This window comes from Arthrobacter sp. WCS2018Hpa-7 (assembly GCF_031843805.1).
GTDB lineage: Bacteria > Actinomycetota > Actinomycetes > Actinomycetales > Micrococcaceae > Arthrobacter.
In genome coordinates this window covers 176,627-198,879 of sequence record NZ_JAVTJB010000002.1, presented here as the reverse complement: position 1 = coordinate 198,879, position 22,253 = coordinate 176,627, and the positions used below count along the sequence as shown (strand labels likewise).

Annotated in this window: 27 protein-coding genes; 12 read left to right on the top strand and 15 right to left on the bottom strand. The window is 63.5% G+C overall.

The genetic code is table 11. The features are described 5' to 3' along the window. The first annotated feature begins 187 nt into the window (after positions 1–187). From RQH14_RS03530 to RQH14_RS03520, 3 genes are all read left to right on the top strand, one after another. Entirely contained in the window at positions 188–850 is a 663-nt protein-coding gene (locus RQH14_RS03530; protein WP_311211958.1) for a histidine phosphatase family protein, read from the top strand. Positions 851–1,050: 200 nt separating this feature from the next. Next, positions 1,051–1,554: a GNAT family N-acetyltransferase gene (locus RQH14_RS03525; RefSeq protein ID WP_311211957.1), complete on the top strand. Its 504-nt coding sequence runs from the start codon at positions 1,051–1,053 to the stop codon at positions 1,552–1,554. A gap of 122 nt (positions 1,555–1,676) precedes the next feature. After that, entirely contained in the window at positions 1,677–2,111 is a 435-nt protein-coding gene (locus RQH14_RS03520) for an acyl-CoA thioesterase (RefSeq protein ID WP_089596607.1), read from the top strand. Between the two features lie 171 nt (positions 2,112–2,282). Here the strand turns inward: RQH14_RS03520 and RQH14_RS03515 are convergent, their stop codons facing one another. The 5 genes from RQH14_RS03515 to RQH14_RS03495 form a co-directional block, all read right to left on the bottom strand. Beyond that, positions 2,283–3,032 carry an SDR family oxidoreductase gene (locus RQH14_RS03515; protein ID WP_311211956.1) on the bottom strand — a complete coding sequence of 250 codons (750 nt, stop codon included), beginning with the start codon at positions 3,030–3,032 and terminating at the stop codon, positions 2,283–2,285. A gap of 98 nt (positions 3,033–3,130) precedes the next feature. Further along, complete coding sequence (locus RQH14_RS03510) at positions 3,131–4,471, bottom strand: MFS transporter (RefSeq protein ID WP_311211955.1); 1,341 nt, start codon at positions 4,469–4,471, stop codon at positions 3,131–3,133. 55 nt (positions 4,472–4,526) lie between these two features. After that, positions 4,527–5,540, bottom strand: coding sequence for an allophanate hydrolase (locus RQH14_RS03505; protein ID WP_311211954.1), 1,014 nt, complete (start codon positions 5,538–5,540; stop codon positions 4,527–4,529). Further along, a complete protein-coding gene (locus tag RQH14_RS03500; protein ID WP_311211953.1) occupies positions 5,537–6,304 on the bottom strand; it encodes a carboxyltransferase domain-containing protein in 768 nt (255 codons plus the stop codon). The genes RQH14_RS03505 and RQH14_RS03500 overlap by 4 nt, the downstream gene beginning before the upstream one ends. A 1-nt stretch (position 6,305) precedes the next feature. Further along, positions 6,306–7,094, bottom strand: coding sequence for a 5-oxoprolinase subunit PxpA (locus RQH14_RS03495; protein ID WP_311211952.1), 789 nt, complete (start codon positions 7,092–7,094; stop codon positions 6,306–6,308). Positions 7,095–7,426: 332 nt separating this feature from the next. Between RQH14_RS03495 and RQH14_RS03490 the strand changes: the two genes are divergently transcribed. After that, the gene (locus RQH14_RS03490) at positions 7,427–8,371 is read left to right on the top strand and encodes a LysR substrate-binding domain-containing protein (protein WP_311211951.1); all 945 of its coding nucleotides are present in this window, start codon (positions 7,427–7,429) and stop codon (positions 8,369–8,371) included. A 125-nt stretch (positions 8,372–8,496) separates the two neighbouring features. After that, positions 8,497–8,718 carry a hypothetical protein gene (locus tag RQH14_RS03485; protein ID WP_311211950.1) on the top strand — a complete coding sequence of 74 codons (222 nt, stop codon included), beginning with the start codon at positions 8,497–8,499 and terminating at the stop codon, positions 8,716–8,718. A gap of 195 nt (positions 8,719–8,913) precedes the next feature. Here RQH14_RS03485 and RQH14_RS03480 read toward each other — a convergent pair whose 3' ends face one another. Together RQH14_RS03480 and RQH14_RS03475 are read right to left on the bottom strand one after the other, a co-directional pair. Beyond that, positions 8,914–9,588, bottom strand: a complete 675-nt coding sequence (locus RQH14_RS03480) for a 4-carboxy-4-hydroxy-2-oxoadipate aldolase/oxaloacetate decarboxylase (RefSeq protein ID WP_311211949.1) — start codon at positions 9,586–9,588, stop codon at positions 8,914–8,916. 22 nt (positions 9,589–9,610) lie between these two features. After that, complete coding sequence (locus RQH14_RS03475; protein WP_311211948.1) at positions 9,611–10,819, bottom strand: aspartate transaminase; 1,209 nt, start codon at positions 10,817–10,819, stop codon at positions 9,611–9,613. Positions 10,820–11,061: 242 nt separating this feature from the next. Here RQH14_RS03475 and RQH14_RS03470 point away from each other — a divergent pair, with 242 nt between their 5' ends. Both RQH14_RS03470 and RQH14_RS03465 read left to right on the top strand, forming a co-directional pair. After that, positions 11,062–11,637: a hypothetical protein gene (locus tag RQH14_RS03470; protein ID WP_311211947.1), complete on the top strand. Its 576-nt coding sequence runs from the start codon at positions 11,062–11,064 to the stop codon at positions 11,635–11,637. Continuing rightward, positions 11,634–11,987 carry a nuclear transport factor 2 family protein gene (locus tag RQH14_RS03465; protein WP_311211946.1) on the top strand — a complete coding sequence of 118 codons (354 nt, stop codon included), beginning with the start codon at positions 11,634–11,636 and terminating at the stop codon, positions 11,985–11,987. Before RQH14_RS03470 ends, RQH14_RS03465 begins: the two co-directional genes overlap by 4 nt. Here the strand turns inward: RQH14_RS03465 and RQH14_RS03460 are convergent, their stop codons facing one another. The 7 genes from RQH14_RS03460 to RQH14_RS03430 form a co-directional block, all read right to left on the bottom strand. Then, positions 11,988–12,404: a hypothetical protein gene (locus RQH14_RS03460; RefSeq protein ID WP_311211945.1), complete on the bottom strand. Its 417-nt coding sequence runs from the start codon at positions 12,402–12,404 to the stop codon at positions 11,988–11,990. 87 nt (positions 12,405–12,491) lie between these two features. Further along, a complete protein-coding gene (locus RQH14_RS03455; protein WP_311211944.1) occupies positions 12,492–13,295 on the bottom strand; it encodes an HpcH/HpaI aldolase/citrate lyase family protein in 804 nt (267 codons plus the stop codon). After that, a complete protein-coding gene (hpaH, locus tag RQH14_RS03450; protein WP_311211943.1) occupies positions 13,280–14,065 on the bottom strand; it encodes a 2-oxo-hept-4-ene-1,7-dioate hydratase in 786 nt (261 codons plus the stop codon). The genes RQH14_RS03455 and hpaH overlap by 16 nt, the downstream gene beginning before the upstream one ends. Before the next feature lie 2 nt (positions 14,066–14,067). Beyond that, positions 14,068–15,159 (bottom strand): 3,4-dihydroxyphenylacetate 2,3-dioxygenase, encoded by a 1,092-nt coding sequence (hpaD, locus tag RQH14_RS03445; protein WP_311211942.1) that lies wholly within the window; start codon positions 15,157–15,159, stop codon positions 14,068–14,070. Positions 15,160–15,197: 38 nt separating this feature from the next. Next, positions 15,198–16,709, bottom strand: a complete 1,512-nt coding sequence (gene hpaE / locus RQH14_RS03440; RefSeq protein ID WP_144652317.1) for a 5-carboxymethyl-2-hydroxymuconate semialdehyde dehydrogenase — start codon at positions 16,707–16,709, stop codon at positions 15,198–15,200. 35 nt (positions 16,710–16,744) lie between these two features. Then, positions 16,745–17,431 (bottom strand): GntR family transcriptional regulator, encoded by a 687-nt coding sequence (locus RQH14_RS03435; protein WP_311211941.1) that lies wholly within the window; start codon positions 17,429–17,431, stop codon positions 16,745–16,747. Next, positions 17,424–18,920 (bottom strand): fumarylacetoacetate hydrolase family protein, encoded by a 1,497-nt coding sequence (locus tag RQH14_RS03430; RefSeq protein ID WP_311211940.1) that lies wholly within the window; start codon positions 18,918–18,920, stop codon positions 17,424–17,426. The genes RQH14_RS03435 and RQH14_RS03430 overlap by 8 nt, the downstream gene beginning before the upstream one ends. Before the next feature lie 198 nt (positions 18,921–19,118). Between RQH14_RS03430 and RQH14_RS03425 the strand changes: the two genes are divergently transcribed. Both RQH14_RS03425 and RQH14_RS03420 read left to right on the top strand, forming a co-directional pair. After that, positions 19,119–19,688, top strand: a complete 570-nt coding sequence (locus RQH14_RS03425; protein ID WP_311211939.1) for a YdeI/OmpD-associated family protein — start codon at positions 19,119–19,121, stop codon at positions 19,686–19,688. Between the two features lie 42 nt (positions 19,689–19,730). Then, complete coding sequence (locus tag RQH14_RS03420) at positions 19,731–20,435, top strand: alpha/beta hydrolase (protein ID WP_311211938.1); 705 nt, start codon at positions 19,731–19,733, stop codon at positions 20,433–20,435. 10 nt (positions 20,436–20,445) lie between these two features. Here RQH14_RS03420 and RQH14_RS03415 read toward each other — a convergent pair whose 3' ends face one another. Continuing rightward, on the bottom strand, positions 20,446–20,892 hold the full coding sequence (locus RQH14_RS03415; RefSeq protein WP_311211937.1) for a hypothetical protein: 447 nt from the start codon (positions 20,890–20,892) through the stop codon (positions 20,446–20,448). Between the two features lie 185 nt (positions 20,893–21,077). Here RQH14_RS03415 and RQH14_RS03410 point away from each other — a divergent pair, with 185 nt between their 5' ends. From RQH14_RS03410 to RQH14_RS03400, 3 genes are all read left to right on the top strand, one after another. Further along, entirely contained in the window at positions 21,078–21,275 is a 198-nt protein-coding gene (locus RQH14_RS03410; protein ID WP_311211936.1) for a CsbD family protein, read from the top strand. 319 nt (positions 21,276–21,594) lie between these two features. Beyond that, a complete protein-coding gene (locus RQH14_RS03405; protein ID WP_089596629.1) occupies positions 21,595–21,864 on the top strand; it encodes a GlsB/YeaQ/YmgE family stress response membrane protein in 270 nt (89 codons plus the stop codon). Beyond that, complete coding sequence (locus RQH14_RS03400; RefSeq protein ID WP_311211935.1) at positions 21,857–22,117, top strand: hypothetical protein; 261 nt, start codon at positions 21,857–21,859, stop codon at positions 22,115–22,117. The genes RQH14_RS03405 and RQH14_RS03400 overlap by 8 nt, the downstream gene beginning before the upstream one ends. Positions 22,118–22,253: the final 136 nt, after the last annotated feature.

Sequence of the window (22,253 nt, the reverse complement as noted above, 5' to 3'; positions counted from 1 at the left end):
CTTGAGGGGCTGATTGGCTGGGAGTACACGGGGAGGAACCCGGTGCGGCCAGTGCAAACCAGCAAAGCCGGCGCGACCAGCACAGCCGGGGCGAGGCGCGCAACCAGCGCAACGAGCACGGCGGTGCGTCTGACCGCGGGACCCTCTGTGGAAACGGATCAGTGACGACGTAAGGAGCGGAGCACCCATGAAGCTCCTGTTGATCAGGCACGGACAAACGCCCGGGAATGTTGCCGGCCAACTGGACACCGCCTTTCCAGGGCCGGGACTGACCGAACTCGGTGAGCGCCAAGCAGCGGCCCTCCCGGATGCGCTGGCGGACGAAGCCATCGAAGCGCTCTACACCTCCACGCTGCTGCGCACCCAAAGGACTGTCGCTCCCTTGGCGAAGGCCACAGGCTTGGAGCCAGCCATTCTGGCGGGGGTCCATGAGATTGAGGCGGGCGCATTGGAGAAGAAAACAGACCATGAGTCGCACCTCCGCTACATGAGCACAATCTTTGCCTGGACGGATGGCGACTTGGACGTACGGATGCCGGGCGCTTTCAACGGGCACGACTTCTTCGCCCGGTTCGATGCGTCCGTGGAGGAAGTTGTGGCCGCTGGACACTCCACGGCGGCGATCGTCAGCCATGGTGCCGCGATCCGCTGCTGGGCGGGACGCCGGGCGACGGACATCGACACTGTTTTCGCTCAGATCCATCAACTCCCGAACACCGGCATCGTGGCTCTCGAAGGCGACCCCCGGAATGGCTGGAAGGTGCTGCACTGGGACCAGATCCCTGTGGGCGGAATGGCCTTGGCCGATCGAACCGCCGAGGACCCCACGGGCGAGGCCCGTCGGCCCTGATCGGTGTGGTCCTGATTCTGGCGTTGTGAGGCCTGCTCTGCGCCCCACAACGAGTCCGGAGTGCGCAGAGCGGGCCTCACAACGCAGGAAAAGGCCAGCAATTCTCCCGACGCTTACGCGCAGGAAACACCGCGGTAACCACAGCTCCCTAGGCTTAAGACGCATAGACACCTCCCCGAAACCCGGCGAAAAGAGGCAAGATGCAGACCAACCCACGGCTCAACATCCGGCAGGTCACATGGGCCAACCCCGTGGGTGCTGACCTCCGGGCCGCGCAGCAGGCTGAACTCGATGCACGGTTCGGCAGTACGGACCACGAGCCTGGACCTCCTCCGTCGGAAGCAGACACTGCTGTGTTTGTGGTGGCCTACGAGAAATGCTCAGGTCAACCGCTGGGATGCGGCGGGCTGAGGATGCTCGACGAGAAGACTGCTGAGATCAAGAGGCTTTACGTGGTCCCCTATGCCCGTGGTTCGGGTGTGGCGAGCTCCATTCTGGCCGCACTCGAAGCCCAGGCACACTCCCACGGGTTCGGCGTCATCGCAGCGGAGGCGGGTTCGGCCCAGTCTGACGGTCGGAGCTTCTACGAGAGCGCCGGTTTTGCAGCGGTACCAAATTTTGGTCCGTACGTTGGCGTCACAGAATCGTATTGCTACTCCAAGAGGATCGACTCCCACAGCGCATCCCACACGGCAATGGCGTAACTGGGCGGGCGTGACGTGGAATGGCGCCGCGGGGCAACACATTGATGGCAAGGTCCAGGCTGGGCGTCCGTTCTGGGGCGCAACATCAAGCGGCAGCCGCCGCAGTTCGATAATCTCGGATTATGGAAAAAGCAGACATCACCTTTCGCACCCGCAAATGGGTGCGGCCCGAGGACCTCAACGCCAACGGCACGCTCTTTGGTGGCAGCCTGCTGAAGTGGATCGATGAAGAGGCCGCGATTTACGCCATCCTCCAACTGGGCAATGGCCGGGCCGTCACCAAGTACATCTCCGAGATCAACTTTGTGAGCTCGGCCGTGCAGGGCGACCTGATCGAGATGGGGCTGACGGCCAAGCGCTTCGGCCGTACCTCCCTGACCATGCGCGCCGAAGTCCGCAATATGATCACCCGTCAGCCCATCCTGACCATCGAGGAAATCGTCTTCGTGAACCTGGGCACCGACGGACGTCCGCAGCCACACGGCTACACGGAAATTACGTACGACCGGGACCGAATCCCCACGCACCACCTGACTGAAACGTTGGACGAGGACTGACCCGACCGGCGTCGTGCGCTGTTGGCCGACCGTCCAGGCCCATTAACGGGTGCTGGCGGCCGCGGGAAGGCGGCCGCCAGCTTGTATTTCCGGTGACGGGAGTGATGCCACCGGAACCTGTGGGGTGCTGACCGAAAGCATCAGCGCGGGTCCATCGTCAGCGCGGAGGCGTCAGCGCCGGTCGAACGTCAGTCCGCCGGGCACCTGGAACGTCGGCATGAGCTCGAGCATGCCCACGTTGACGTGGCGCGGCGTTTCGATGGCGTAGTCCAGGGCGTTCACGATGTCGTCGGTAGTGAGCGACTCGTAGCCCTCGTAGTAGGTCTGCCAGGCCTCTTTCATGGCCTCGGGCGTACCGCCCAGGTTGCGGCCGAAGATCTCGGTCTCCACGCGTCCCGGGCAGATCTCGGTGACGCGGATGCGCTTGCCCACGGTGTCGTTACGGAGCTGGCGGGAGATTTGGTGCACGGCGGCCTTGGTGGCGTGATAGACGGTGTGGCCGTAGAAGTTGTACACGCCGGCGATGGAGCTGATGTTGATGACGTGGCCGAGGTCGCGCTCCACCATGCCCGGCAGGACCAGGCGGGTGAGCTGCAGCAGTCCGCGGAGGTTGACGTCCACCAGCTCATCAATGTCCTCTTCGGAGGAGTCCAGGATGTTGCCCGGCCGGGAAACGCCCGCGCAGTTCACCAGGACGTCCACCTTGAGGTCGCTCACGACGGCGGCCAGCGCGGCGGTATCTGTCAGGTCAACCACGTGCGGGACTGCTCCGGTGCGGTCGGCCAGCTCGGCGAGGCGTTCCTCGTTGCGGGCCACGGCGTGAACGGTCAGGCCCCGCTTGGCGAGGCGTTCGGCGATGGCTGCGCCCATGCCGGTTGAGGCGCCGGTGACGAGTGCGGTGGTGTAGTCAGAAAAGGACATTGGGTTCTCCAAAAGGTGGGGAATCGGTGGGGCTCAGTGCGCCAGACCCGGAGATCCGGCGCACTGCCTTGGTTGATGGAGCGCGGAGGCAGGTGGTGCTACGCGTCGCGCAGCGGTTCGTGGGCGCGGTCCTTGACCGTGCTGACCGCGATGAGCGTGCCGAGCGCGGTAATGACTGCGTAGAACGCCGGCATGTAGATGTTGCCGGTGCTGCCGATCAGCCAGGTCATGAGCAACGGAGCCGTGCCGCCGAACAGTGCGGAGGAAACGTTGTAGCCCAGGCCATAGGCCGAGTAGCGGACACGGGTGGGGAACAGCTCCACGATCAGGATGTGGATGACGGCGGTGTGTCCGGCGAACACGACGGCCATGATGCAGGCACCGAGGATGGCCAGGCCCATTTCACCAGTGGCGATGAGGGCGTAGGACGGGATTCCAAGCACTGCCATGGCAATGGCGGATCCGGCGATGACTTTCTTGCGGCCAACGCGATCCGAGAGGGCTCCCATGAACGGGATGGCGATGCAGATGACAACCAGGCTGCAGGCCGTGACCAGGAGGGCTTCGCCGATGGTGAAGTTCAGCTGCTTGCCCTTGAGGAACGTGGGCATGTAGGAGAACAGGACGTAGTAGCCGGAGCCGTTCATGAGCGGGATGAAGAGGGCCAGGAGCATGGCCCGGCGGTGCTCCTTGGACTGGAAGGCTTCCTTGAGCGGGTTCTTGGAGAGGCCGCCCTCTTCCTTGAGCTTTTCGAAGTTGGGGGTATCGCTGATGGCCTTGCGGATGTACCAGCCGATGATGCCCATGGGGATGGCGACCAGGAACGGGATGCGCCATGCGAACGAACCAAACCCGCCGCCGTCGATGGCTGCTTGGGTGAGCCACGGCGACATGGAGAAGGCAACCAAGGTACCGGTCAGGAGTGCCGCGAAGGAGGCGATCTGGGCATAGGAGGTGATGATGCCGCGCTTCCCTTCGGGAGCGTGCTCAGCGAGGAAGGTCATGGCGCCGGCGGCCTCGCCGCCCACGGAGAAGCCCTGGAGGAGCCGCATCAGGACCAAGAGGATGGGAGCCGCGATGCCGATGGCCGCATAAGGGGGCAGCAGGCCGATTCCAGCGGTGGCAACGCTGATCAGGAGAATGACGAAGACCAGCAGCTTTTGCCTGCCGATCCGGTCTCCGAGGTAGCCGCAGACCACCGCTCCCAGCGGGCGGACAAAGAACGACACCGCATAGCCGGCGAAGACGAAGAGCAGGGCGTTGTCCGGGTTGCCCGGGGCCAGGAAGACGAGCGCCAGCGTTCCGGCCATGAAGGCGAAAATGCCGTTGTCGTACAGTTCCACGAAGATGCCAACACAACCTGCGGTGACAACCTTGCGGGTTTGGCGGCTGGTGAGCCGCTCATGCTGCACGGGGGCAGCGTTGGTGCTTGCGGTCATGACTTTTCCTTACTGGGATGAGCGTAGCAATGCCTACTGGTGTGACGACAGGGTTTTAGCTGCATGCCGCAACTGGTAGGTCCTGCCACTGGGGACGGCATCCGATGCCGAGTAGTCCGAAGACGGTGTTGACGGATTCGCGGAGGGTTTCAAGGTGGGCCCGCGAGCGCCGATGGGCGGCAGTTGCTTCTGCCACTGTGGTTCTCCGAAAACGGACTTTGTCCCCTGGCCGCGCTTGGGCCAGGACATCCAGTCCGGTGCTGGTGACTACTGCCAGGACGGGATACCCGGCGGTGACGCCGCGCCCCCGGTGCAGTACCAGCAGCTCTTCCCTGGAGGGAACCTCGACGGCGCCTACTGGCACTCCGCGGGAAAGAACCTCACCGCTTGAGGTTCTTTCCGGAAGGTCTCCGCCGAGCCGCAGGCCAATGTGGTTGCTGCGGCCGCTGACGGCGTACTCCGAGGTGAAGAGCAGTTCACCGGAGTCGCCAAACTCGGCAACGTCCGGTCCGTCGGTCACGTCGACCAACAGGTTTGGGTCCATGCTGGGGCGTTCCAGGCCCAGCCGGAAGAGCGGGAGATCGAAGTAGGGCTGGCGAACCGGGCCAACACTCGTCCGGGTAAGGAGACTGGTGCCCTCCTTGAGTTGGAGCCCGAAGCCCACCACGGTATCCGGCGCCACGCTGCCCAACAGTGTTTCTGCCTCGATGGAGCCATGGATGGCCAGGTAGGCGCGAAGGCCACGGGTGATCCCGCGGAGGGACACTGTTTCTCCGGCAAGCACCGAGACCGGTTCCCACTGGCTGGCTGGCCGCCCGCCAACGGTCAGTGTGAGCGGGGCGCCGGTGACGGCGATCAGGATGTCGGTGGTGGCCGTCATCCGGAAGTCCAGGGCAGTGATCTCCACCAAGGGATCGTTGTCCAGGTTTCCTGCCAGGATGTTGGCGGCACGGGCTGAATACTGGTCCAAAGCACCATTGACGGGAAGGCCAAAACGCGGTCCGCGGGTCCTGCCGAGGTCCGTGACCACCGAGTTGCCGGGCTGCTGGATCAGGATTTCGCCGGTCATGGCTGCCTTCCCAGCTCCGCGGGAGGCATCTCCACAGCAGCCATTTCCATCGGCTCCAATTCGAGACCGGCGTACTGGCTGAAGTCTTCAGCACGAATCTGCCGGAACCGCAGGATGTCGCCCGGCTTGTAGGGCACCAACGGTTCGCGCCGGATGTTCAAGACCGACAAGGGGGTCTGGCCGATGACGCACCATCCACCGGGAGCTACAGCCGGAGCGATGACTGCCTGGCGTCCGGCAACTGCCACGGCACCAGCCGGAACGCTGAGCCGGGGATCCTTGAGGCGGGGCACGGGCTTGGGGAAGGCGGGGCCGTCCATCATGGGAGAACCAGCCGGAGCACCGAGGCAACGCACAGTGTAGGTCTTGTGGGTGTGCAGGCGGACGACCTCCTCCACGGAGATTCCCTGGTGCTCAGCAACGCGCTCCAGATCGGGACCGTATTCACCGCCGTACACCACGGGCACATCAAACTCGCGGGGTGCTTGCGCGGATCCCACGGCGTGGCCGAGTTCCAGCAGCCCGAGCTTTACGAAGGCCCGCACCTGCCGGGCAGAAACCAGGATGGGGTCGAATTCCACCAGCACGGAATCGTAGGTGGGAACGGCTCCATGAAGACCTTCGGCTCCGCAGTTTTCCAACCAGTCGGCCAGTCCGTGGACGGTCAGCCAGTTGTGTTCGCTGGCCTCCGAGATGGCCACGACGCGCAGTGCCGAGTCTCCGGATTCGTAGATCTCGGTGGGGGCCGCTGTGAGCACGGACATGTCAGGCCACCTTCTTCTTTGCGCCCATGACCTCGGCTACCGGGGCAATCCGCACACCGGCGGAGAGGAGCTCTGCACGGATCCGGCGTGCCAGGTCAACTGCCCCGGCGTTGTCCCCGTGCAGGAGGAGGGTGTCGACGTCGATGTCCAGGTCCGCGCCGTTGGCGCAGCGGATCTTGCCCTCCATCACCATGCGGAGGGTTCGCTCAACGATCTCTGCGGGATCGTGGAGCACGGCGCCGGGCTGGCTGCGGGGAACCAGGGTGCCGTCTTCCTGGTAGGCCCTGTCCACGATGCCGACGATTGCAACGTCAAGCCCGGCAGCCCGTGAGGCGACAGCCAGTTCACCTTCCTGCGCCACCACAATCAGCTCCGGGTCTACGCGGGCGGCGGCGTCAGCCACGGCCTGGGCGTAGTCAGCGCGGACAGCAACCAGGTTGCCGAGCCGGCCGTGGGGTGCCAGGTGCGTGACCTTGGTACCGTGGAAGGCTGCGAAGCCGTTCAGCGCACCCAATTGGTACACAACGTCGTTCTGAACCTCGCTTGCAGTGAGGCCCATGTCCCGCCTGCCGAAACCACGCAGGTCCGGAAAGCTCGGGTGGGCTCCGATGCCGACTCCGCGGCGAACGCATTGCGCAACGGTGGCCGCCATAATGTCCGGATCACCGGCGTGGAAACCACAAGCGATATTGGCGCTTGTCACGATCTCCAGGAGTTCGGAATCGTCGCCAATGGTGTAGGCGCCAAATCCCTCTCCAAGATCCGCTACAAGATCAATGATCGGTTTCACGTGGTTCTCTTTCCGTGGTCCTGCATTTGATGGTGAAATTCGCAAAGGGCATTTACTGGGCACCATGGAATTTCCGGGAAATGACAGCCGCTGGATGGAATCCGAAGCGTTGCCGGAAGTTCGTCCTAAAAGTCTTGCACCGGTCAAGTACGTTGCACAAAGACCTAATAGCTATCCCGTGATAGCTCTCCGTTATGACCTGCGCCACCTCACCCTGTGGCATGGGTCCCAGAGACTGCCCGCTGGGCGATGCGTCTATATTTGAACATCGGGACCTGCCACCCAAGGGGACTTCCCACCCACGGGGCACGGCTCCCCAGGAAGGTACATCCATGGACACGCGGAAGCTCTCATACTTCGTGCAGATCGTTGATTCGGGGAGCATCACCAAGGCAGCTGCAGCGCTCCATGTTGCCCAGCCGGCCCTCAGCCAGCAGGTGTCTGCACTGGAAAACGACCTCAAGCAACGCCTCCTGATCCGCAGCAAGCAAGGCGTGGAACCGACGGCAGCCGGGCACACGCTCTACCGCCATGCACAGTCGATTCTGCGGCTGGTGGAACAAGCCCGGCAGGACGTCGCGTCCTCCGGCGCAGCCCCCTCCGGCCGGGTCTCCATCGCGATTGCGCCCTACAGCATGGCCTCTAGCCTGACACCCCAGATCATCCGTGAAGTGGGCCGCCGCTACCCGGACATCGTGGTGCATCTGACGGAGATTTTCGGCGGCGTACTGAGCGAGGCCATCAAGAACGGCCGCCTCGACATGGCTCTCATCTATGAGCCTGGAAAGATCCGTGGAGTCCAGTTCACCACCATGATCGTGGAAGACCTGCACCTGGTGGTCCATCCCGATGTGGACATCAGCCACGGCAAGGACACCATCACCCTCGCGGAGGCCAGCACGGTGGGGCTGTTCCTCCCGGAGAAGAACCACACACTGCGTCAGCTCATCGAGAAGGGTTTGGCGGACCAGGACCTTCCCCTGAAACTGGTAGGCGAAGTGGAATCGGTTCCTTCACTGACGAGGCTCATCAGGGCCAACCTCGGCGGGACCGTGCTGCCGAAGTCTGCCGCCGACGCCCTCTTCCCGGACCAGGACTTCAAGGTGCTGCGGATCGTGGAGCCCGGACTGCAGAGCAAGATTGCCCTCTGCACCCCGGACCACGAGCCGCTGTCAGAGGCCGCGTCGGCCGTGCTCCTGGTGGTCAAGGAGATGCTGCATCAACAACTGATCAACAAGTACGGGACCGACCCCGTGCAACTGCCGGCCCATCCATAACAATCGCTTATCCGGACAGACACCTTTGGTCTTATTCAAGGCCGTTGCAATTTCCTATTATCGAATAAGAAAGAAATTCGAAAAAGGCCCACGGGGTTCCGCGGGCAAGTTCAAAGGAAACAACGGTGAAAAAGATCAGCACAGCCGGATGGGTGTCGAATCCGACCCGCGGAACCGTCAGCGCACGAACCGGATTCCATTGCCCAAGAAACGGCTTCTGGCGTCCGGGTGGCGGCATCGGTGAACCCCTCTTCGTCTTCGAAGGCAGCCTGATGCCCGCCCACGCCGGCAGCAGCATCGAATGGCACCTGGTGGACACGCGTCCGGGACACTCAGGGCTTGATTAAGCCCACGCGGGCCCGGCCGAACCCCACAAACCCGGCCACCCGCCGTCGTACCTTCACCAAAGCTCCACCACCATAAGGCGCCCTGCCCCTGGCAAGGCGCCTTTACTGTGCCCAAGTGGGGGTGCCCAAGAATAGGCAAACAGCACGGCAAAGGACCGGCCACCGTCCTGCGGTGGCCGGTCCTTTCGGAAACCCTTAGTCCTCGACCAACAGGCCCTTCTCCTTCAGCTTCTCGGTCAGGCCGCACAGCTCAATGGTGGTGCCGCCGTCGTGGTAGAGCTTGATGAGTTCGCGTTCGTGGTCGTCGCGGGCCCGGGAGAGTGCGATGACTTCCTCGGCTTCTTCGCGGCGCACCACCACCACGCCGTCAGCGTCGCCGCGGAGGATGTCGCCGGGGTAGATGATTTCGTCGCCGAAGACGATCGGGTGGTTGATCGGACCGAGGGTTTCCTTGACGGTCCCCTTGATGCTGACGCTGCCGGAGAAGACGGGCAGGCCGAGTTCGATCAGGTCCTGGGTATCGCGCACGCCGGAATCGGTCACCATGGCGGCGATGCCTTTGGCTTTCATGGCATTGCCCAGGACGTCGCCGAACGTGCCGGCTTCGGCCATTTCCTGCGCACCGACCAGAACCACGTCGCCGGCCTGTGCGTAGTGGATGGCCACTTGGAGCATGAGGTTGTCCTGCGGGGCGCAGGCCACAGTCACGGCCGGGCCGCAGAAGGACATGGACCGGTCGATCGGCTTGATTTTGGAGCTCAGGGCGCCGCGGCGGCCCTGGGCTTCATGGATGGTGGCTGAGGAAAACTTGGCGAGGCGGCTGACGATGTCGGCATCCGGGCGCTCGAATCTGGTCTTGACGTGGATCATGGTCGGGATCTTTCTGTGAGTCTTAGGACAGGGCGTTGACGGCGTCGCGGATGGAGTCCACGCCGGCGTTGATGGTCTCCAGCGAGGTGGCGAAGGAGATCCGGAAGTAGGGACCCAGGCCGTAGGCCGAGCCCTGGATGACAGCGACGCGGGCAGCGTCCAGGAGGTAAAGCGTGAAATCCTGGTCGTCCTTGATGACGGTGCCATCGGGAGCGGTCTTGCCGATGACCCCGCCACAGTTCACGTAGGCATAAAAGGCGCCTTCCGCCGGCGCAACAGACAGTCCGTCGATGGCATTCAAGCCCTCGACGGCGGCGTCCCGGCGCTTGCGGTACACCTCCACGCTGTCGCGGACGAAAGTCTGGTCACCGTTCAACGCCGCTACCGCGGCAGCCTGGCTGATGGACGACGGGCAGGACGAGGTTTGGGACTGCAGCTTGTTCATGGCGGCGATCAGAGGAGCCGGTCCCACGCCGTAGCCGAGCCGCCAGCCCGTCATGGCGTAGGCCTTGGAGACGCCGTTGACCAGCAGGATGCGGTCCTTGAGAACCGGTGCGGCGGTGACCAGGCTGGTGACGCGGCCGTCGCCGAAGTGGATTTCGTCGTAGATCTCGTCAGTGAGGATGTACACCTGTGGATGCTGCTCCAGGACTGCGCCGAGGGCCCGCAGTTCGTCGCGGGTGTACACAGCGCCGGTCGGATTGGACGGGGCATTGAGGATGAGCCACTTGGTCTTGGGGGTGATGGCCTTTTCCAGGGCGTTCGGCGTGAGCTTGAAGCCCACCTCTTCGCCGCACGGGACGATCACGGGAGTGCCGTCGTTCGCCAGCACCATGTCCGGGTACGAAACCCAATATGGCGCGGGGACGATCACCTCGTCCCCGTCATTCAATGACGCCATCAGGGCAACGTAGAGGACCTGTTTGGCGCCACCGCCGATGGTCAACTGGTTGCGCTCATAGTGATGTCCGGTGTGCCCCTCGATTGTGCGCAGGATGGCGGTTTGCAGCTCAGGGGTACCCGTCACCGACGTGTACTTGGTCTCGCCGTTGTTGATCGCCTCGATGGCGGCGGCCTTGATGTGGTCCGGGGTGTCGAAGTCCGGCTCGCCAACGGTCAGGTCGATGATCGGGATGCCTTCAGCCTTCAGTTCGCGGACGCGGGCGGCCGCGGCGACGCTCGCTGAGGACTTGATGCGGGTGACCCTCGACGCCGGCAGGTACTCGGACATGTCTCCTCCAGGAATATGGAACTCAGGACATGCGGATTCGCGTGTCCCCTTTTTCGAGACTAGGGATTCTCGCGGGCTGTGGATAAGACCTAATGTGCGTGGATCTATAAGGGGGGCTTATGACACATCTTCCATGCACTTTGCTTATGGGCTCACGCGGTATTGGTATTTCCTCACCCGGCCCAACGACGCCTACATTCGAGGGATCACAAGGACCTGTTCCGAACCGAAAAGGGAGCCCCATGCCACCCCGAACCAGCTCAGCCCCCGCCGTTTCCCCTCAGGGCCGCTCAGCCACCGGAAGGTACACCTACAGGGCCAAGGCACAGCGCCCGCAAGCGCAGGAACACACAGAACACGCCACTCTGGCACACGCGCTGGGAGTTCATCGGCAGCTCATCTCGCATGCGGCCAGCGCTATCCGTAACCTGAGCGCGGCCAGAAACGAGCTGATAGCACAGGCCATCGAGGACGGGCTCAGCCTGACCACCGTTTCGGCCATCACGGGTGAGAACGTCAAAGCGGTCAGGACCATCGCTTTGGCTTATGACGACCTCCACCCCAGTGGAATCCCCCGCGATGCGCACGTGGCTGCTTTGGCGGCGAAGAGCGAGGCTTTGAAGGCAGCAAAAAGCCACCGGGAGCAGATCACCGAACGCCGCGAGGCCCTCATTGTGAGGGCCCTCCGGAACCAGGTCTGCGATGATCTGGAGCTCGCCTCACAGACCGGCCTCACCCCGGACCACATCCGCCGCGCGAGCCGGGGAATCACCCACCCGTTGAACCCGGCCCAGCAGCAGGGTAGAACGGAGGGATGAGCGACGTGAACTCTTGGATGGACCAGTACGAACGCGCGTGGACCTCAAACGACCCCGCAGAAATCAGGGCACTTTTCACCGAGGACGCCGTCTACAACGACCGCCCCAACACGGCGAAACAGTGGAACGGCCACGAGGAAATCGTGAAAGCGTGGGCGGACGCCGGCGACAAGCCCGAGGATTGGACCTTCGAGTGGACGCTCCTGGGCACCGATGGTGACACGGCGTTCGTCCAAGGCCTGACCACGTACCTCAACGGGGACCCCACCTACGACAACCTGTGGGTCATTCGATTCGCCGAGGACGGCCGCGCCCGTGAATTCACGGAGTGGTACATGGCCCGCAAGTAGCTAGCGGGGTTTGTACAGGACGTTGGGGTGGATCTGGGTCCAGCCGTCGTATTTCGGCTGGCCTGCATCCACGCCATCGTTGATGAGCGTCGCTTGTGAATCGTCAAAGCCAGTCAGAGTGATGATTTCCTCGCCTGTCGCCAACGCTGCGCAACCTGCCCTCCACCGCCCCGGGAGTCCTACAGGCACCGAAATCAAGCAGGCGGACCCTCCAGTGGAACTCTTGGCCGCGAAGTACTCCACATCGTCATACGTTGTCAGCAACCGGGCCGACCCCGCTTTGATGTCCGTGTCCACACTGATAAGGCTTACGGTCTCCGGAAGCTCGTCCTCCGCCGTCGCTTCCCGCGCCAGGACATCCGGGCCAGTGGGCGACGAACAACCGGCCAGTCCGAGCACAGCAACTACGGCAATCACAGCTAACCCACGACGATTCACGGCTCTGCCCCCTCAGGCTCTCGTTCCATCGAGCCTAGCCCACCGTCTACCCCGGGCTGGAACAGGTCAGTAGCTTTCGCGGTCAGCCGTTTCAGACACGGGAATGTATGTTGACGCGAACCCTTCCGACGCGCGGGCCAGCACCGCAACGTCGGCGCCGACCAGCACAAAGGAGGCACCGGCGTCGAGATAGGCGCGGGCGGTTGACTCGTTGAAGGCGTTCACGCCGGCAGGCTTTCCGGCCGCTTTGGCGGCTGCGAGGCAGTGCTCGACGACGGCCCTCACCAAGGGATTTTCCTGCTGTCCCAGCAGGCCCATGGAAGCAGCGAGGTCCGAGGGGCCGAGGAATATGCCGTCAACACCGTCGACGGCCAGGATCTCTTCCACCGCAGACGCCGCAGCCTCGGATTCGATCTGGACCGTGAGGCTGATGGTCTCCGAGGCCGTCGCCAAGTAGTCCGGAACCCGGTTCCATCGGGACGCCCGGGCCAACGCCGAGCCGACGCCCCGGACCCCATGAGGCGGATACCGGACAGCGGCCACCGCGGAGGCGGCCTCAAACGCCGAGTTCACCATGGGAATGAGCAGGTTCTGCACACCGAGGTCCAGGTATTGCTTGATGACCACGGTGTCGTTGACGGGTGGCCGGACCATGGCCTGCACCGGGTAGCCACTCACGGCATGAAGCTGGGCCAGGATGGATTCCAGTCCGTTGGGACTGTGCTCGGCGTCGATCAGGACCCAGTCCAGGCCGGATCCGGCGCAGATTTCTGCAACCAAGGGGCTACCGGAACACACCCACATGCCAGCGAGCGGCCGGCCCGCCTCAGTGAGCGCCGAGTAGAAAGTGGGGCCTAGCTGAAGTGGCATGTCACAACTCCCAACGGTCCGTAGTCAGCGTGCACGGTATCACCTTTGTACACCCAGAGCGGGCGGGTAAACGAGCCCGCCAGGATGATATCTCCGGCTTTCATGGAGTCCCCGTGCGCGGCGATCTTGTTGGCCAGCCAGTGCACGCCGTTGGCCGGATGATCCAGCACTCCGGCTGCCACTCCGGTCTCTTCCACGGTCTGGTTTTTGTACAGGATGGCGGACACCCAGCGGAGGTCCACGGCGTCGGGCCGCACCGGGCGACCACCCACCACCATGGCCCCCATCGCGGCGTTGTCCGAGATGGTGTCCACGATGGTCCGGCCCTCCATTTCGATCCTGGAGTCCAGGATCTCGAGGGCCGGAACCACGTAGTCGGTGGCGTTGAGGACGTCGAAAATCGTGCAGCCGGGCCCTTTGAGACCGGACTTCAGCACGAAGGCCAACTCCACCTCAACCCGAGGGTGGGTGTATTTGTCCCACTCCACGGAGCATCCCGTTTCCAGGACCATGTCATCGAAAATGGCACCGTAATCCGGTTCGGTGATCCCGGTGGCTGCCTGCATGGCCTTGGACGTGAGGCCGATCTTCCGCCCCACCAACGTGCGCCCGGCTTCCTCGTTCCGCCGCCTCCACAACTGCTGCACGGCGTAGGAATCCTCCACCGTCATGTCGGGGTAGCGGGCGGTCAGTCGCGGGACCGGCTTGCGGTTGCGGCCGGCTTCGAGGAGCTCGTCGGCAATGGCTTCGATCGTCTTCGCGTCCAACATAGCTAGACCTGCGCCCCCAGCTTGAATCCCTCAGCCGCATCCGAGGAGCCGTCAGGACGGGTGTAGGAGAAGCCGTCGGCGCCCACGGTGACGGCCATTTCGGATTTGTCCTCGCGTTCGATGATGGGCTGCGGGTTGCCGTCGAGGTCCAGGACCAGGGAGGCCTCGGTGTACCAGGACGGGACCACGGGGTTGCCCCACCAGTCGCGGCGCTGGTTGTCGTGGACATCCCAGGTGACGGTGGGGTTGTCCGGATCGCCGGTGTAGTAGTCCTGGGTGTAGATCTCCACGCGGTGGCCGTCCGGGTCCAGGATGTAGAGGTAGAACGCGTTGGACACGCCGTGGCGTCCGGGGCCGCGTTCGATCCGGTCGGAGATGCGCAGGGCGCCCATCTTGTCGCAGATCTGGATGATGTTGTGCTTCTCATGCGTGGAGAACGCGATGTGGTGCAGGCGGGGTCCGTTGCCACCGGTCAGGGCAGTGTCGTGCACGGTCTGCTTGCGGTGCATCCACGCGGCGTACGTCACGCCGTCGGAATCCTTGATGTCCTCGGAGACGCGGAAGCCGAGGTCCTCCAGGTACTTGCGGCCGCGCGGGACGTCCGGGGTGACCTGGTTGAAGTGGTCCAGGCGGACCAGTTCGCCGGCGGAGTAGAGGTCGTAACGCTGGGTGAGGCGTTCCACATGCTCCACGTCGTAGAAGAACTCGTACGGGAAGCCCAGCGGGTCTTCCACGCGGACGGAGTCGCCAACGCCCTTGGTGAAGCCTTCCTTGCGGCGCTCCACCCGGCAGCCCAGTTCACGGTAGTAGGCCTCGGCGGCGTCCACCTCCGCCGGGGACTTCACGCGGTAGGCGAAGGCTGCTGCTGCGGCCACAGGGCCCTTGCGGAGGACCAAGTTGTGGTGGATGAACTCCTCGAAGGAGCGCAGGTAGATGGTGTTCTCATCTTCCTCGGTGACGTGCAGGCCCAGGAGGTCCACGTAGAACGCGCGGGACTTGGCCAGGTCCGTGACCACCAGTTCCAGGTAGGCGCAGCGGACAATGTCCGGTGCCGGGACGGTGGGGGTAGGGATGGGGCCGGTGAAGTTGCTCATGGGATTCTCTCTTCGTTGAAAGGGTCAGTGGGAAGCTTTTAGGCGCCGAATTTAGGCGTATGAACGGATCCGAGCGTGATGTGCACGGCCTGCTGGTCGGTGTAGAAGTCGATGGAACGGTAGCCACCCTCGTGGCCCAGGCCGGACGCTTTCACGCCACCGAACGGAGTGCGAAGATCGCGGACGTTGTGGCTGTTGAGCCACACCATGCCGGCCTCCACGTTCTGCGAGAAGTTGTGGGCCCGTGTCAGGTTCTGGGTCCAGATGTAGGCCGCGAGGCCGTACTTGGTGTTGTTGGCCAAGGCGAGGGCTTCGTCGTCGTTCTCGAAGGGCGTGATGGCCACGACGGGACCGAAGATTTCCTCCTGGAAGATCCGTGCGTCAGGCGCGACGTCGGCAAACACCGTGGGTGCGATGTAGTTACCTTCGGGCAGGTGGTCAGGTCGGCCGCCGCCGGCCAGGAGTCGGCCTTCGGACTTGCCGATCTCCACGTACGACGCCACCTTGTTGTAGTGCTCGGGGTGAACCAGGGCACCCACCTGGGTCTTGGGATCGTGGGGATCGCCCACCACGATGTTCTTGGCCCGGGCGGCGTACTTCTCGCAGAATTCGTCGTAAATGGCCCGTTCAACCAGGATGCGGGAACCGGCGGTGCAGCGTTCGCCGTTGAGGGAGAACACCCCGAACAGTGCCGAATCGATCGCGGCGTCCAGGTCGGCGTCGGCGAACACGACGCACGGGGACTTGCCGCCGAGCTCCATGGACAGGCCCTTGAGGTTGGCTGCGGCGTTGCGGAAGATGGTTTGGCCCGTCGTGGTCTCGCCGGTGAAGGAGATCAGCGGCACGTCCGGGTGCTTCACCAGGGCATCGCCGGCTTCTTCGCCCAGGCCGTTGACCAGGTTGAACACGCCGTCGGGCAGGCCCGCATCCTTGAAGATCTGCGCCCACAGCGATGCGGACAGCGGGGTGAACTCGGCCGGTTTCAGCACCACGGTGTTGCCGGTGGCCAGCGCCGGGGCAAGCTTCCAGGACTCCAGCATGAACGGGGTGTTCCACGGCGTAATCAGGCCCGCGACGCCGATCGGCTTCCGGTTCACGTAGTTGATCTGCGAGCCCGGGACCTTCATGGCGTCGTCGAACTGCGCCACGATCAGGTCCGCGAAGAAGCGGAAGTTCTCCGCTGCGCGCAGGGCCTGGCCCTTGGCCTGGGTGATCGGCAGGCCGGTATCGAAGGTTTCGAGTTCCGCGAGCCGGGCTTCCTGGGCCTCGACGGCGTCGGCGATCTTGTTCAGCACCCGGGCACGCTCGCGTGGCTTCATTTTCGGCCAGGGACCGTTGACGAACGCCTCGCGGGCAGCAGCCACAGCAAGGTCGATGTCTTCTTTCTGGCCCGCAGCAGCCGTGGCGTAATTGCCGTTGGATACCGGATCCAGGACGTCGAAGGTCTTGCCGGATACCGAATCAACGAACTCGCCGTTGATGAAGTGCTGGATGTGGGACGGCAGGTTCTCGGGGATATAGTGCTTGGCGGTCTCTACTGAGGTCGTCATCGTTGAAGTCCTAACTAGCGATCAGTGGTTGGTAGTTATTGCTTGGCTTGGGCCAGGTACGCATCCAGGGTGGAAGCGCGGTGCTGGCGGGCTGCTTTTTCGATGGTGTCGGCGTCTGCACTGCTCTCGATGAGCTGCAGCAATGCTTCGTGTTCGCGCACCGATTCCTGCGCGCGGCCTGGGACGAACCGGAAGGTCGAGGACCGGATGGACGCCAGCCGGTTCCATCCCCGGTGGACCAGGTCAAGAATGTGCGGGTTGGGGCAGTGTTCAAACAGGACGCTGTGGAAGTCCTGGTTCAAGGCGGTGAATCGGACGGGATCAAAGTGTTCCAGGCACTCCCGCATTTCCTCGTTCACCGCACGGGCCCGGGCAATGGAGACCGAGTCGATCAGCGGCGCGGACAACGCGGTGGCCGCGCCTTCCACGATGCTCAGGGTCTGCATCGTGTAGAGGTACTCGGTGGGGTCGATCCCGGACACCGTAGCGCCCACGTTCCGTTCGAACTTCACCAGTCCTTCGGCTTCCAGGCGGCGAATCGCTTCACGGACCGGGACCACGCTGAAGCCCAGGTCCTCGGCGATCTTGGCGAGCACCAGCCGGTACCCCGGCGTGTAAGCGCCCTCCACGATGCGCGCCTTCACGGCGGCGTAGGCCTGTTGGGACTTGCTTTGGGCTGCGGCGTTTTCGACGGCGGTACTTCCGACGGCGGTCTCAGTCACTGTGGGCTCCTTGCCGGCTCTGCCATTCCTGGAAGCGTGCCTGCCATTCCTTGTTCATGGGGTACAGCCCGTCCACGCTGTTGCCTTCCTGAACCATCTGGAAAATGAAAGTCTCTTCCTTTTCCTGGGCGATGCAGTCGTCCGCCAGCTCTTCGGCGATGGCCGGCGGGATCACCAGAATGCCGTCCGAGTCGGCCACGATGATGTCCCCCGGCTGGACCGTGGCCCCGCCGCAAGCGATGGTGATGTCCGTATCCCACGGAATGTGACGGCGTCCCAGCACAGCCGGGTGCGGGTTGGCGAAGTACGTCGGCATCTGCAGATCGGCCACGGCCGAGTAGTCCCGGACGCCACCGTCGGTGATGATGGCAGCAGCTCCGCGGACCTGGGCACGCAACGCCAGGATGTCCCCCACCGTGCCCGTGCCCTTCTCGCCGCGGGCTTCCATGACCAGGATTTCGCCCTCGTTCACGGAGTCGATGGCGCGCTTCTGGGCATTGAACCCACCGCCGTGGGACTTGAAGAGGTCCTCGCGGTTGGGCACGTAGCGCAGGGTCCGGGCCAGGCCCACCACTTTGCGGTCCGGGCGGGTGGCCTGGAGGCCGTCGATGCTCACGTTGTTCAGCCCTCGCTTGCGGAGCTGGGAAGACAGGGTGGCGGTCGCGACGCTTTCAAGTTTCGCCTTCAGCTCCGGCGTCAGGAGGCTCGCGGCAGGCGCCAAGCCCGCCAATTCCCGCGATCCATACGCCTCTTCCCGCTGGGTGTCATCAGTCTTGGGCCGGGCACCAAAGTCCGCGAACGGCGTCGTGCCTTCCGTGACTTTGGTGGCCAGGCGGCCGCTGCTGAAGTCACCGCCGGTGACCTCAATCTCGACGACGTCACCCGGCGTGGCAACGGAGGCGCCGGCGGGGGTGCCGGTGAGGATGATGTCGCCCTCTTCGAGGGTGAGCAGCTGCGAGAGGTCCGCGACGAGTTGGGCGAAGGGGAAGAGCAGGTCCTCGGTGGTGTCGTCCTGGACGAGGTCCCCGTTGTGCCAGGTGCGGATCCGCAACCGGGCCGGGTCCACGGCGTCGGCCGGAATCAGTGCCGGGCCAACGGGGGTGAAACCGTCGCCGCCCTTGGACCGGACGTTGGAGCCCTTGTCTGCGTAGCGGAGATCGTACACACCGAGGTCGTTGGACGCGGTGACCCACTCGACGTGGCTCCACGCGTCTTCCAATTCCACGCGACGGGCGGTCTTGCCGATCACCAGCGCGATCTCGCCCTCATAGCCCAGCAGCTCGCAACCAGCCGGGCGCTCAACCGTGCCGGGAGCATCCGCGGAACCGAGCGCCAACGACGAGGACGGCTTCAGAAAGTACGACGGCTGCTCAGGAGTCCGTCCACGCTGGGCCGCACGGCTGGGGTAGTTGATGTGGACGGCAATGACTTTGCGCGTCCGGGCCAGCATGTCCTGGCTGACTTCCTGGGTCCGGAACTCCAGTGTCACGGCGCCTCCTCTTCCTCAAGCTGCATCAGGTACGAAATCGTATACGATAACTATGAACCGTGAATGTGACCCGCGTCAACCCCCTCCCTGCACCCAACCAAGTAGCAGCAGATGCCGTTTTCAGCGCTGAGAACGGCATCAACTGCGACTTACTTGGGGGATGCTGGTACTTGGGCGAGTGCAACGGGAGGGGAGACCATGGAGCGGGAGAACGAACCGGAGTTGCTGAGGTTTGCCAGCGGCGCGGAGTGGGAGGAATGGCTCGCGGCGCATCACGGCACCCACACCGAAGCGTGGCTGGTGATCGGGAAGAAGAACGCGGGCGCCGGTCTCATCGAGATACAGGATGCCCTGGACGCCGCCCTCTGCTTCGGCTGGATCGACGGCCAACGGAGGGCCCACGACGGGCAGACGTTCCTGCAGAGATATTCACGGCGCCGCGCCCGGAGCACATGGTCGCAGGTGAACGTGGGCAAAGTGGCCCACCTCATCGAGACCGGGCGCATGCAGCCTGCGGGGTTCGCGGAGATAGAGGCCGCCAAAGCCGACGGACGGTGGGAGGCCGCTTACGTTTCGCAGGCCAAGGCCGAGGTGCCCGAAGACCTGGAAGCGGCGCTGGCAGCCAACACGGCTGCAAAGGAAGCCTTTGAACGGCTGGGCAAAACCGACCGGTACCTCATCATCCTGCAGGTCCTGAAGGCCCGCACTCCAGAGTCCCGCGACAAAATCCTGGCGAAGGAAGTGCAGAAGCTGGCCGGAGGAAACTAGCCACTCTTACAAACTGTCAGTGGCCTCCCGTAGGGTACCGACATGGACATCATCCTTGTACCCGGTTTCTGGTTGGACGCGTCGTCATGGGATGAGGTGACGCCCCCACTGGTCGCCTCTGGACACACGGTTCACCCCTTGACCTTGCTCGGCTTGGAGTCTGCCGATGCACCACGCGCCGGCATCGGTCTTCGCACGCACATCGATGCCGTGGTGGCAAAAATGGATTCGCTGGAAGGCAAGGTCATCCTGGTGGGTCACTCGGGCGGGGGCGCCATCATCCACGGTGCAGCCGACTCCCGTCCGGACCGCGTGGCCCGCGCCATCTATGTGGATAGCGGACCGCTTGGTGAGGGCGGGGTCATCAATGATGAACTGCCCGACGACGGCGACGACATCCCGCTGCCGCCGTGGGAAGCCTTCGAAGACGAAGACCTGATTGACCTCACCGATGACCTGAAGAGAGCATTCCGCGCCCGCGCCGTCCCTGAGCCCAAGGGAGTGGCAGTCGACCAGCAGCACCTGACTGACGTCCGCCGGTACGACGTTCCGGCCACGATCATCGCGTGCCAGTTCCCGTCGTCGCTCCTTAAGGAATGGATGGACGCCGGGCACCCGTTCACCGCCGAGCTCGCTCGGATCCGGGACGTGGACTACATCGACCTCCCCACGGGTCACTGGCCGCAATTTACCAAACCGAAGGAACTGGGAGAGGCGATCGTGACCGCGGTGGAACGCGCCAAGTAGCCCAGGGGCTTCAGGCCCTGGGCGGCGTATTCGTGGCGGGCCCCTCCGGCGCCGCGCCACCCTCATCGGTCCAGTCGCTGCCGGTGGTGTCATCCCGGGCGGGGTCCGATACGACGTCGGACTTGACCGTGGGCACGGTGGTGACAGTAGGGCCAGTGGAAGAGGAGCTGGTGCACGAAGGACCGGACCGCTGGTCCGTCTTCGGTGAGGAAATGCCGGGGAACATGGTCTCGGCCTTCTCCATCAGCTTCTTACCGGCCTCATAGAGGTTGTCCAGAATGTCCGGAACTGACTCCTGCACAGCTTCGGTGGCATGGTGGACGTTCTCCTGGACCTCCGGATTCTTCCAGACCTTTTCAGTGCCTCCGCGGAGACGCCGATACACCTCCGGCCAGGACTTGGATCCCCAGACGTAGCCGACAGCCACTCCAACGGCGAACAATGCTTTCCCTTTCACAGGAATCACTCCTTTCGAGGCGTTATTCCTCGACACTAGCCCCGGCGGGCACGCGCTGTCACCTGCCCAGTGATTGCGGGCCGGTTACCAGTAATTTGCCGAAATTTAACAATCCACTAAACTGTTATGCCAACCAGCGGATAACCGCAGGAAGTAACCGCATCGCAACCCGGGGAGTGAATGCCATGGGACTGGACGACAAGATTAACAATGCTGCCGAAGAAGCCGGCGGCAAGCTCAAGGAAAAGACCGGCGAAACCACCGGCGACGGGAACCTCCAGGCCGAGGGGCGCAGCGAGCAAGCTGAGGCAAATCTCAAGCAGTCCGGTGAGAAAATCAAGGACGCAGCCAAGGGAGCAGCGGACTCCCTCAAGGGCCACTAGAGCGCGGATCCCCGGCATCCCGGGCCTGCAAGCAAGGTTGAGCTAATAGTCAGGTTACTTGCTACCAGCCGCGGGAGCCGCTAGCGTTACTGGTGTAGTACCGAGTCCGACCCAATCGGCAGGAGTGCTCTATTGGCTGTATTTCATAAATTCATCGGGGTTGCATAAACAGTTCCACTCCCCCACATTCCATAGGGCCTTCAGGGGCCCCATTACGGTGCCTAAACCTTGGAACAGGCGCCCGGTGAACTTACTCGCTTCATCACGTTCATGGAATTTCCATCAGCAAGTTTCCATCAACAAGAAAGTAGGACCAAAAATGGGTTTCTTTGGTTTTCTTCTGCTCGGCCTTTTGGCCGGCGCTATCGCTAAACTTATTCTTCCCGGCCGCCAGGGTGGTGGCTGGCTGATCACCCTCCTCTTGGGCGTCGTCGGCGCTCTCCTGGGCGGCTGGATCGGTGGCCTGATCTTCGGTACGGGCCTGCAGGAATTCTTCTCCCTGACAACGTGGCTCCTGGCTATCGGCGGCTCCATCATCGTGCTGCTGATCTACGGCCTGGTCACCAGCCGCCGGACACACCATGGCTAACAACCAGAACCGCGACGCCAAGGGCGACGAACTCGAAGGCCAGTACTCCGAGGGCGACTACGGCGATACCGGGGTATCCCCGGAGACCCTGAAGGATGACGCCGGAGGCGACTACACCGCAGGGGACTACGCCGAGAAGACGGTCCCGTCGGCAGACGCCGAACTGGACGAACACAACACGGAAGACACCCCTGAGGACCGGCCCTTCTCGTCCGAACCGGATGAAGAAGCGTCTGGCTCAAGTCGCCCGTAGGAATGAACCGGTTGTCACCGGACGGCAGGGACTGAATAACACCAAGGACCCGGAGCGCTGCAGCCGCAGCCTCCGGGTCCTTGCGTTGCCTCGGATTCCCGCGAAGGAGGCGGTCCCGTTTCGGGGCTTTGCTGCC

Bases quoted from the DNA above. Each gene is read 5' to 3' on its own strand.
- RQH14_RS03490 (WP_311211951.1), top strand. From the start codon at position 7,427: ATGGACACGCGGAAGCTCTCATACTTCGTGCAGATCGTTGATTCGGGG.
- RQH14_RS03455 (WP_311211944.1), bottom strand. From the start codon at position 13,295: ATGCCACTTCAGCTAGGCCCCACTTTCTACTCGGCGCTCACTGAGGCG.
- hpaD (WP_311211942.1), bottom strand. From the start codon at position 15,159: ATGAGCAACTTCACCGGCCCCATCCCTACCCCCACCGTCCCGGCACCG.
- RQH14_RS03420 (WP_311211938.1), top strand. From the start codon at position 19,731: ATGGACATCATCCTTGTACCCGGTTTCTGGTTGGACGCGTCGTCATGG.
- RQH14_RS03465 (WP_311211946.1), top strand. From the start codon at position 11,634: ATGAGCGACGTGAACTCTTGGATGGACCAGTACGAACGCGCGTGGACC.
- RQH14_RS03470 (WP_311211947.1), top strand. From the start codon at position 11,062: ATGCCACCCCGAACCAGCTCAGCCCCCGCCGTTTCCCCTCAGGGCCGC.
- RQH14_RS03510 (WP_311211955.1), bottom strand. From the start codon at position 4,471: ATGACCGCAAGCACCAACGCTGCCCCCGTGCAGCATGAGCGGCTCACC.
- hpaE (WP_144652317.1), bottom strand. From the start codon at position 16,709: ATGACGACCTCAGTAGAGACCGCCAAGCACTATATCCCCGAGAACCTG.
- RQH14_RS03530 (WP_311211958.1), top strand. From the start codon at position 188: ATGAAGCTCCTGTTGATCAGGCACGGACAAACGCCCGGGAATGTTGCC.
- RQH14_RS03505 (WP_311211954.1), bottom strand. From the start codon at position 5,540: ATGACCGGCGAAATCCTGATCCAGCAGCCCGGCAACTCGGTGGTCACG.
- RQH14_RS03405 (WP_089596629.1), top strand. From the start codon at position 21,595: ATGGGTTTCTTTGGTTTTCTTCTGCTCGGCCTTTTGGCCGGCGCTATC.
- hpaH (WP_311211943.1), bottom strand. From the start codon at position 14,065: ATGTTGGACGCGAAGACGATCGAAGCCATTGCCGACGAGCTCCTCGAA.
- RQH14_RS03525 (WP_311211957.1), top strand. From the start codon at position 1,051: ATGCAGACCAACCCACGGCTCAACATCCGGCAGGTCACATGGGCCAAC.
- RQH14_RS03475 (WP_311211948.1), bottom strand. From the start codon at position 10,819: ATGTCCGAGTACCTGCCGGCGTCGAGGGTCACCCGCATCAAGTCCTCA.
- RQH14_RS03425 (WP_311211939.1), top strand. From the start codon at position 19,119: ATGGAGCGGGAGAACGAACCGGAGTTGCTGAGGTTTGCCAGCGGCGCG.
- RQH14_RS03520 (WP_089596607.1), top strand. From the start codon at position 1,677: ATGGAAAAAGCAGACATCACCTTTCGCACCCGCAAATGGGTGCGGCCC.
- RQH14_RS03480 (WP_311211949.1), bottom strand. From the start codon at position 9,588: ATGATCCACGTCAAGACCAGATTCGAGCGCCCGGATGCCGACATCGTC.
- RQH14_RS03400 (WP_311211935.1), top strand. From the start codon at position 21,857: ATGGCTAACAACCAGAACCGCGACGCCAAGGGCGACGAACTCGAAGGC.
- RQH14_RS03500 (WP_311211953.1), bottom strand. From the start codon at position 6,304: ATGTCCGTGCTCACAGCGGCCCCCACCGAGATCTACGAATCCGGAGAC.
- RQH14_RS03410 (WP_311211936.1), top strand. From the start codon at position 21,078: ATGGGACTGGACGACAAGATTAACAATGCTGCCGAAGAAGCCGGCGGC.
- RQH14_RS03515 (WP_311211956.1), bottom strand. From the start codon at position 3,032: ATGTCCTTTTCTGACTACACCACCGCACTCGTCACCGGCGCCTCAACC.